Source organism: Rhizobium sp. NPDC090279 (assembly GCF_044769665.1).
Taxonomy (GTDB): Bacteria; Pseudomonadota; Alphaproteobacteria; order Rhizobiales; family Rhizobiaceae; genus Rhizobium.
Map to the genome: position 1 here is coordinate 1 of NZ_JBIVYI010000033.1, position 8,872 is coordinate 8,872.

Here is an 8,872-nt window from a genome sequence, read left to right on the forward strand (position 1 = left end):
GCTGAACCCACGGCAAACCTCCAGTTTGCAACATGGATTCAGATTCGCGCCGTTTTGGAAAGCCGCAAAGAGTCCGAAATCGCGCTCGTTAGTATTCCTGGCCATGAACGGCGCGCCATGACCGGATGCGTCGCTCCAACGTCCGACGAATGCCTTCGGTCAATTCCGGATGGCGACGCAGCATCTCGTCGTAAACGGCGACAGCCCAGATGCCGGGCGCAGCCTTGAGAAGCGGAACAACCTCGTTGTCAAAGATATGTTCCAGCGGATCAAGCCGACGCCGACTACGCGGCGGCTTGATCCGCGATGGCAGGCACTGCTCTTTCTCCACACGGAAAGCAGTCGCCCAGCTGATCGACGCCCTCGCGGCGGCGACCTCAATAGAATGCGTTTGTCGGTACTTCATAAAAAGCCTCGTCTGATGATCGGTTACATGGCGACCCGGCACAAAGGTGATTCTCCACTCTCAGAAAGTCACCCACGCTACCGGGCCAACCGCGATCATGAGACGCCGAAAAATTGCGCCGCGGCAGGGTGTAACTCCGGTCGGGCTACGCCCTCCCTTCGCCACACCACCGCCGCCGAGTCTCATCCTGATTGACGCTGAGTCCGCCTGACGGGACACCGTTCCACTTCGCCTTCGGCTCAGTTGCACGGTGTCCCGTCAGGCGATGGCGTGGTAGGAAGCATTGATGTGAGGCAACACGAGTCTCACCTTATTTGTCGCCGCGCAGATACTCACATCTGCGCAGCTGGTTTGGCCGGTTTTTCCTCAGACATGTCGGATGCGCAGACAATGTTTCGTCCGTTCCTCTTGGCCTGATAGAGCCGCCTGTCCGCCACTGCAGCAAGTTCTTCCCAATGCTTGGAGGTGCATCCGGGTTGCCAGTTGACGCCGAAGCTGGCGGTGACCGTCAGCCTGTGTTCCTCGATAAGGACGGCCCGCGCCAGCACCTCTCGCAGGCGTTCTCCAGCAGTGCGCGCGGATGTCTCGGTCACGTCACCCAATACAATGATGAATTCCTCGCCGCCATAACGTGCAAACAGATCCCCCGCGCGCAGACAAGGTTTCAAAATCAGTGCCGTCCTTTGAAGGACCTGATCACCCATAGCGTGTCCATACTTATCATTAATCGACTTAAAATAGTCGATATCGAACATGATAATGCCAATTCCCCTAGGGTTTTTTGTCGGAGCCGAGAGCAACTCTCCCACCGCCTCGGCGAGTGCGCGGCGATTGAGGAGACCGGTCAACGCATCTGTTTGCGAGAGGCGCCTCAACTCCTCCGTCATGGATTTACGCTCTATCTCCAGACGTCGCTTTAAGCGCTGCTGCTCCCGCAGTACGTCGAGTCTCTGGAACAGCTCCCGCGCTTCCCGCCCTGCGTGAGGCATTGGTGGCGGCTCTGAAAGATTGCCGACAGTAATATCATCGATCTGTTGTAATGCCGCAATCATCGGCTGAAAAAGCGACCGCCCGAGCACATAAGCCAAACCGATCGCTACCGATATAGCTGTGCCGGCTAAGAGAGTCGAGACCAGCATGGTATCCAGAGCCTTCTGCTGCGCAGCCTCGAGAGAAGTCCGCGCGGTTTCCTCGATCAATTCGCGCAAATTCTCGATCACCTTCATCCCTGAAACGTATTTTGCGGTAAACTCAGCCGGAGTTAGCGAATTGCTCCCATTCAGTCCAAAGGCAACCCATTGCGCATAAGGCAGGGAGCCCGTAAAATAGTTTACGGTTACCTGATCCAGCAGCCTTGCGACCGGCTGCGACTGCAACGTGGTGGGTGCATAGATCTTCAAAAGCGCATTCACCTCAAAAAGCCGGCTCAATTCGCTGTCGAACGCTGAGCGGTAATGCAAGCGCGCCTGGCCTTGCGAGGTCAGCATCATCACGACGTAGGATCCCACCCTTCCTGCACGTTCTCTGAGCGTGCCGGCCATCGAGGTCAACATGACTTCGACACCTGTCTCAGGCGCCAGCGCGATAATCGACCGTCCTGCTATGTCGCGATAGTCCTGTGCACGATCTGCGGCACGGAACATCGCCTGGATCGCTTCCGCGATCCTCGCGCTACTGCGCTCGCTGCGTGGGGTTGCCGCAACGGCATCGACGGCCCTTCTGCCGGCCTCCAATTGAGCCTTAACCGCCATGAAGGCGCTACGCATTTCGGGCGATGTGTCGATCTCCGCGCGAAAAAGCGTCTCAAGGTTCGCGATATCGCGGTCGGTCTCGTCGCGGCTGGTTCTTAGCGCCGCAGTCAAATGCAACTGCTCCTCGTCTGAGGCGCCCATCAGGCTATTTGAAGGTCCGCGCTCCCGCGAGATTGAGGCCGCCGCATGCAAGGCGACGTGAAAACGATTGAATTCCGTCACGCCTCGTTTGTCATTAATGTAATCCGACAGGCTGAAGGCGATTGTCGAGCCGGCCATCATCAAGCAAACCATGATGACGGCTACGCCTCCGATCCATTGCAGCTGCTGAATTTTAAGCCGCGACAAGCAATACACTCCAAAAACGATCGTCTGATCCCGACTACAACAGCTTTGGTAGAATCTTCGTTTAACCGACAGACTTAAATATTTCTCAACGGCAGGTACCAGCCTTGGCAACGAGGATGCGCGCATAGAGCGCTTCCAGATAGTTGGTTGTTTCTATCAATCTCTGACGTTCGCGTTCCAGCAGCTGTGTGATCTCCACAGCCTCCGTTGGTCTTGTGGGAACGACGGCAGCGGGACCTGCAAGATTCGCTGTTGAAGGGGGCGGGACCGCAACGATATGGAACATTTGCACAATTCTTTCTGCTGTTCACGGATGATTGCGGTTCCATACGAAACCGCGACGGATATTACAGAGTGGCGCTAGGCGGCTGGTGATTGACCCTCAAAGCCTGCGCACATGTGATCGACGTTGAGGAAGCAAATCAGTGCTACTGCTAAATCAACAATCAGAATGACCGTGCCGCGGAGATTCATCACGCCGAGCAAAGTGGGCGGCGAATGCGGCACCGGGGTGGCCGAACCCCATCCGCGGATCTCGCGGATGGATGTAGTGGCGACGCAGAAAGACTGACCGTGCAGGCGAAAGGCGATGATCTCGCGAGTAACATGGTCTTCCGTACTTTTCTGGTTCATCGATGTATCCATCAGAATTCCCTCCGCCCTTCTTTAGCAAGAGCAAGATTGCCTTGAATGGTGGACGGTGCCGCAGCAGTGACGCGACGGGGTGCCCCCATGGCCGCAGCCGTCTGCCGCAACGCGTTCACCTGGCGGCCAGCCTCGTCGCCGAACCGGAACTGGCCAATCAATTCCCTGAGGCGACCAGCTTCGCCTGAAAGCGCCGCGCTCGCCGCAGTACTTTCCTCGACCATCGCGGCATTCTGCTGCGTGACCTGGTCCATATGATTCACCGCTGTATTGACCTCGGACAGTCCGACCGACTGTTCCTTGGCGGAGGTCGCGATTGCCTCCATATGTTGGTTGACGGTGATGATATAGGTTTCAATGGTCTTGAGCGCGTCGCCGGTCTCGCTCACCAGCCTGACGCCGCTTCCGACTTCAGCCGAGGAGTTGCGGATCAGATCCTTGATTTCCTTCGCTGCTTGAGCCGAGCGTTGAGCGAGTTCGCGGACTTCCTGGGCGACGACGGCAAAACCCTTTCCCGCCTCACCCGCCCGGGCAGCCTCGACGCCTGCGTTAAGCGCCAAAAGATTGGTCTGGAAGGCGATCTCATCGATGACGCCGATGATGCTGGAGATCTGGTTGGACGACTGCTCGATCCTGCCCATGGCATCGACCGCATTCGAGACGATCTTGCCGGAATGGGCAGCACTCTGATTGGCCCGGAGGACGACGGCGCGCGCTTCTTCGGCGCGCTTCGAGGAACTCGTGACATTGGCGGTGATCTGGTCGAGTGCAGCTGCCGTCTCCTCGAGCGAGGCCGCCTGCTGCTCGGTGCGCCTGGAAAGATCCTGGGCCGCCTGACTGATTTCGCGCGTGCCGCTGTCTATATGGGTCGCCGCCTGCGCCAGGGCGCGGAGCGTTTGGCCAAGTTGCGTAACGGCACTATTTAGATCATGGCGTAGCGCCTCAAAATCAGGCGAGAACGGCACGGTCAATTCGAAATCGAGGTCGCCTGCCGCGAGGCGACGAAGGCCAGCAGCCAAACCGGACTTTGCTTCTTGCAAGCGGGCCTGGGCGGCGGTTTCGGCTTCCTGGGTTAAACCGATCCGGTCTGCCTCCGCCTTTGCCCGGTTTGCCTCCGCTTCTTCTTGCAGCCGTTTATTGGAAAGGACCGCTTGACGAAACACCTCAACCGCCCCTGCCATCTCTCCAATTTCGTCCTTTCGGCCTGTGTGGGTGACAGACGAGTGCGTATCGCCGTCCGCCAGCTTGCGCATCGCCGCTGTCATTGCTTGAACAGGACGGCCAATACTGAGCAGCAGGAAGAATGCCGAAGCTATCAGAACAAGAGTAATTGTGATGCCGATGACTAGCCCAATCCAGCTTGCTTCACGCATCGTTTCATCGCGCTTGTCGATCGCCTCTCCGGTGAATCGACGTGCGTTAGCGATCGATTCTTCGATCGCCTTGCTAGCCACTGCTACGGCCGGATCGAGGCGTGTCTTTTTCAGTTCACCGGTTTCCACGACGGTCCCGTTAAGATGCATCGTGACATAGTCGGCAATATCATGGGAGGCAGCACGGTAGTCGCCGAGAGCGCTCTGGATATCCTTCAGGACTTGCGGCTTCATTGCGATTCTGATCGGCTCATCAAGTCCGTCTTGCCCCGTCTTCGCCGCACGATCAAGCGCCTGTAAAGCCTCCTGTACAGGACCAGCGGTCGTCGACAGCATGGCATCGCGAACTCGAATACGCATTTGATCAAGAGCAATTTCAGCTCCGAGAATGCCGTCCAGAATTGTCTGTTCACGGCGGACGACCTTGGTGGCTTGAACAATATTGGCCTGACTTATCTGCTGGTTGGCGATCATGCCGGCCACAAGCAGGATGCCGACACCCGAGCAGATGAACAGCTTTGTGGCGACTTTCGCGTTCAATAAGAAAGACATTCGATCACTCCATGGCGTTGAATTGGTCGCGAGCACCGACGTTCGCCAAAATTGACAATGGTCAGTGATCTTCCGGAAGCTGGCTTGCCACACGGATGACATTGGTGAAGATTTCGGGGGATTGCATCATGCAATCGAAGCAGCAATACTGGCACAATCGATTGCTATTTAAACGCAACGCCAATACGAGCTTTATATCAAGCTTGAAGTGAACGTCGCTAAGAAGTTCTTAATCAAGGAACCTCCGCGAAAGCCGAGCTTCCTTTTCTGCGCAACCGGGACTTTTTTTGCGGTATTCGTATAGGAGAATACCGCTTTCGACTGTCCTTTAATTGCGGCAACCGCTTCCCTGGCTGGCCGATGATGGGGTCTCGCAGCATAGTGAAGCACCGTCGGCGATCCGGTCTTGTTAAGTCGACGCTACTGCGCTGCGTCGACGTCTTGGAGACGACTCAAGGCTGTGGGGTATAACGAGATGAAGAGGGCATCGCGTTGGTTTCCCGCTGAACAACGGTAAACAACAACACTGATTTGAGCTTCCACGACGAACTCCCTGGTTGATACGCCTCCATCGTCGACGAGGCTCTGGTTCGCATCGCCGCCCTCTACAAGATCGAGGACAGCATCCGGGGTTCCGATCCCGGACATTACCGTTCTGTCCGCCAGAACCTGTCCCGCCTATTGGTGGACGAGTTCTTTACCTGGTTGGCCGCTCAGGCCGCGCGCGTCTCACGCAAGTCCGATCTCGGTGTGGCCATGCCCTACATGCTCAGACGCCAAGACGGCTTCCGGCGCTTCCTCGACGATCGCCGCGTGGACATCGACTCCAACCTGGTCGAAAACGCCATACGCAGCCCGGCCATGAACCGCCGCAATGCGCTTTTTGCGGGACATGACGATGGCACTTCATACTGCTCATCTGTCGATCTCCTTAAAATTCAAGACATTTCTGGTTGGAATCAGTAGGTGGCGGACGTTGGCGTGATCTCCGACGACAGGCTTCCTGGGTAACGTCCAGACGTTGGAGATCGGATTGTTTAATGATCCAGGGCGAGCCTTTGCATAAATGTTCGGCAGGCAGCCGCCCTTCGATGATCATACGACGGATCGTTGAGGGACTGACATCCAGCATATCGGCAGCTTCCTCTAGCGACAGTTCACCTCGATCCTTGCGCTCTCCTTCGCGATAGGGCTTAATCCCGCGAGCGTTGCGCAGCGAACATACGCTGCCTCTCGTCCATGGCGCCCCGTGGGCAGTTGTTTTTCCGGAGCGATTAAGCACGGCAGCAATCGCATAGTCGGGCATATGTCGTGCGAGAACACGGACAAGATCCACGACCTCGGCATCCGTCGTCCAGCGCGTCACACCGACACGGTTCTTCTTAACCTTCAAGCGCGTGTGGTCTCCGCCCTGCCAATGAATGATGAGATCAAGATGCTCGTTGTCTTGGTCAACGTCGACGATGATCTCCGATAGCACTGTGCGCAGAATCTTTTTCTTGGTCTCCGAAGTCACGCCCGGACGCCGCCAGGCGCGAGCCAGATCGTCTCCCAGCTTGAGCAGCGTTTCACGGTCGCCGGTGCTGAGACCTGGGGAAGGCGAATTGGTCAAACCCTCGATTTCTCGTTCGATTGCACGCATGGCATCGATGCGTTCGTTCCAACGGCGTTCAAGCTCACCCGCGACGTGGCGATTGTCGGGATCCACAGCGTCGTATTGGCGATAGGCTCGGCTCGCTTCGTACTGTGCCTGTTCGAGGGATCTTTGCAGTTGGCGCAATTTTTCGGACTGCTCGGCTCCCTGATCTTTCATGGCATTTAGCGCAGCCTCGACGCCGAGGGGCTGAAGCCGCTCCAGAACCTCTTGTGCCACCATTCGATCGAGACGCATTCCTCCGAAGCCAAGACAGGTTGCTACAGCCGCTTTGTTGAATTCTCCGCGGCAGACATATTTCTGCGTGTCGCCGCCCCTTCCAGTGTACAGAACGTACAGCCGCCGACCACATCGCCCGCATCGCAGCAGCCCCGGCAAAAGCGCTTCCCCGCTACGAATGGCTCCCCGGCTCAGAAAGCTTTTGCCGCTGGCATTGTCAGCGATGAGGCGTTGATTCCGTACAAAATCGTCCCATGAGATATAGCCCTCGTGACGGTCGCGAAGCAGCACTTCCCAAGCTTTCCAGTCTCGCTGAGGATTTCGCTTCACCTTTTTCCGGCCGTTCTCGATCGTCGTTCGGACGCCCCGCCGGCCGAACGCATATGCGCCAGCATAAACCGGGTTGGTGAGCATATGGTTCAACGTCGTATAACTTGGTGTACGCCATTCGATTTTTGCATTGTTCGATCCTCTAACGACGACCGGAAGCCCGATCTTCTCCTGGACCAACCAGAGCAAGACCTGCCGGATCGATTGCAGTTCCACGAATTTTCTGAAGACGAGATCAAGTGCCTCGCGAACACGAACGTCGGGGTTCTTCTCGATCCGATCATCATTCGTCTTTACGTAGCCGACTGCAACCGTCGTAAAATGCTCGCCACGTCGAGCCTTTTGCTTTATGGCTTCAACGGATCGCTGTCGAATGACGCTGAGCTCCATCTCGCTCATTGTTCCCTTCATTCCCAAGAGCAAGCGGTCGTTGATCGACCGCGAAGCATAGACACCTTCCTCATCGACAATGAGTGTGCCGACTAAACCGCAAAACTCCAGCAACGTATGCCAGTCTCGACCGTTTCGCGCGAGCCGAGAGGCCTCGATCGAGAACACGGCGCCAACGCGACCCTCGCAGATTAGCGCCAACAGCCGCTCAAATCCACGCCGCACAACGCCGCCCCCAGACTTGCCGAGGTCATCATCAATAATCTCGATGTCGTTCCAGCCAAGTTCACGGGCGCGCGCCTCAAGGCCGTATTGTCTGCGCTGGCTCTCCAGATTGTGCGTAACCTGGTCGATTGATGACTGTCGGACGTAAACTACGGCGCTAAGCGCCAAATGATCAGCGGTGATCTTCATCATGACGCACCCCCTGACCTGACTGGGTTGACAGTACGGGGGGCCTTGCCACGGCTTCCTTTAGCAAGACCGACAGCAATTTCGCGGCTTCGGCCTGTATCGCTAGAGGCAGATGCTCCGCCTGTGTGGTGAACAGGTCCGGCTGCTGCCTTTTCATCATTGTCCTGGACATGAGTTCCTCCTTCTGCGGGAGGCGACTCCCCCCGAGGGGGCAAGGTTACAAGGATGTCAAGGAACACACGAAGTTCCAGAAGTCTGGCTACGGGCAGAAGTGGATCAGCTACGATTTTTATCGATGCTGCTTCAGGCTCCGTCATCCAGGCTGGCAGAAGTTGGGAGCGCCCGCACTTGCGTCGAACCGTAAAGTGCCGACGACCGTCGTGAATTTGGTCGGCGAGCACGACCAGGTCACGCCCAACGTCGGGATGGAATGGATATTGCACTCTAACTTCGTTGCCCAAAATCCCTGTATTATGCAGCCCTTTCGGACGGCGGCGGCAGGACATGGGCTCGCTTTGCCAGTCTGATCGGAAGCTGCAAAGTGAATCGTGTCGAGCCCTACGCTTATCTGCGCGATCTGTTCATCAGCCTCGCAAACGGTCATCTCGCCAGAGATATCGACGCCTTCATACCATGGGCATATGTGCAACGGGCTAGCGCCTCACCTGAGCTCGTCCGGGACTCCCCGACGTGTCATACCAACGAGCGACGATCATGACCGACGAGCCCATTCGCGGTGTCCGATGGACATGATTTTCCAGGGTTGGTCGACAAGCTTGTTCCAAGCGGC

General features: G+C 56.9%; 3 protein-coding genes and 4 pseudogenes. 2 read left to right on the forward strand and 5 right to left on the reverse strand.

Features of this window, described 5'->3' with window-relative positions; genetic code table 11:
• Positions 1 to 97: 97 nt before the first annotated feature.
• The 4 genes and pseudogenes from ACIQWP_RS31585 to ACIQWP_RS31600 form a co-directional block, all read right to left on the reverse strand.
• Positions 98 to 406, reverse strand: a pseudogene (locus ACIQWP_RS31585) (IS21 family transposase); the annotation flags it as partial.
• Positions 407 to 738: 332 nt separating this feature from the next.
• Positions 739 to 2,505, reverse strand: coding sequence for a diguanylate cyclase (locus tag ACIQWP_RS31590; RefSeq protein WP_402796379.1), 1,767 nt, complete (start codon positions 2,503 to 2,505; stop codon positions 739 to 741).
• A gap of 432 nt (positions 2,506 to 2,937) precedes the next feature.
• Positions 2,938 to 3,138, reverse strand: a pseudogene (locus ACIQWP_RS31595) (chemotaxis protein CheW); the annotation flags it as partial.
• Between the two features lie 11 nt (positions 3,139 to 3,149).
• The gene (locus ACIQWP_RS31600; protein ID WP_402796382.1) at positions 3,150 to 5,075 is read right to left on the reverse strand and encodes a methyl-accepting chemotaxis protein; all 1,926 of its coding nucleotides are present in this window, start codon (positions 5,073 to 5,075) and stop codon (positions 3,150 to 3,152) included.
• A 570-nt stretch (positions 5,076 to 5,645) separates the two neighbouring features.
• Here ACIQWP_RS31600 and ACIQWP_RS31605 point away from each other — a divergent pair.
• Positions 5,646 to 5,978: pseudogene (locus tag ACIQWP_RS31605) on the forward strand (transposase); the annotation flags it as partial.
• 28 nt (positions 5,979 to 6,006) lie between these two features.
• Here ACIQWP_RS31605 and ACIQWP_RS31610 read toward each other — a convergent pair.
• On the reverse strand, positions 6,007 to 8,085 hold the full coding sequence (locus tag ACIQWP_RS31610; protein ID WP_402796385.1) for a recombinase family protein: 2,079 nt from the start codon (positions 8,083 to 8,085) through the stop codon (positions 6,007 to 6,009).
• Between the two features lie 484 nt (positions 8,086 to 8,569).
• On the opposite strand from ACIQWP_RS31610, the pseudogene ACIQWP_RS31615 reads away from it, so the two are divergent.
• A pseudogene (locus ACIQWP_RS31615) lies at positions 8,570 to 8,800 on the forward strand (transposase domain-containing protein); the annotation flags it as partial.
• Between the last annotated feature and the right edge of the window lie 72 nt (positions 8,801 to 8,872).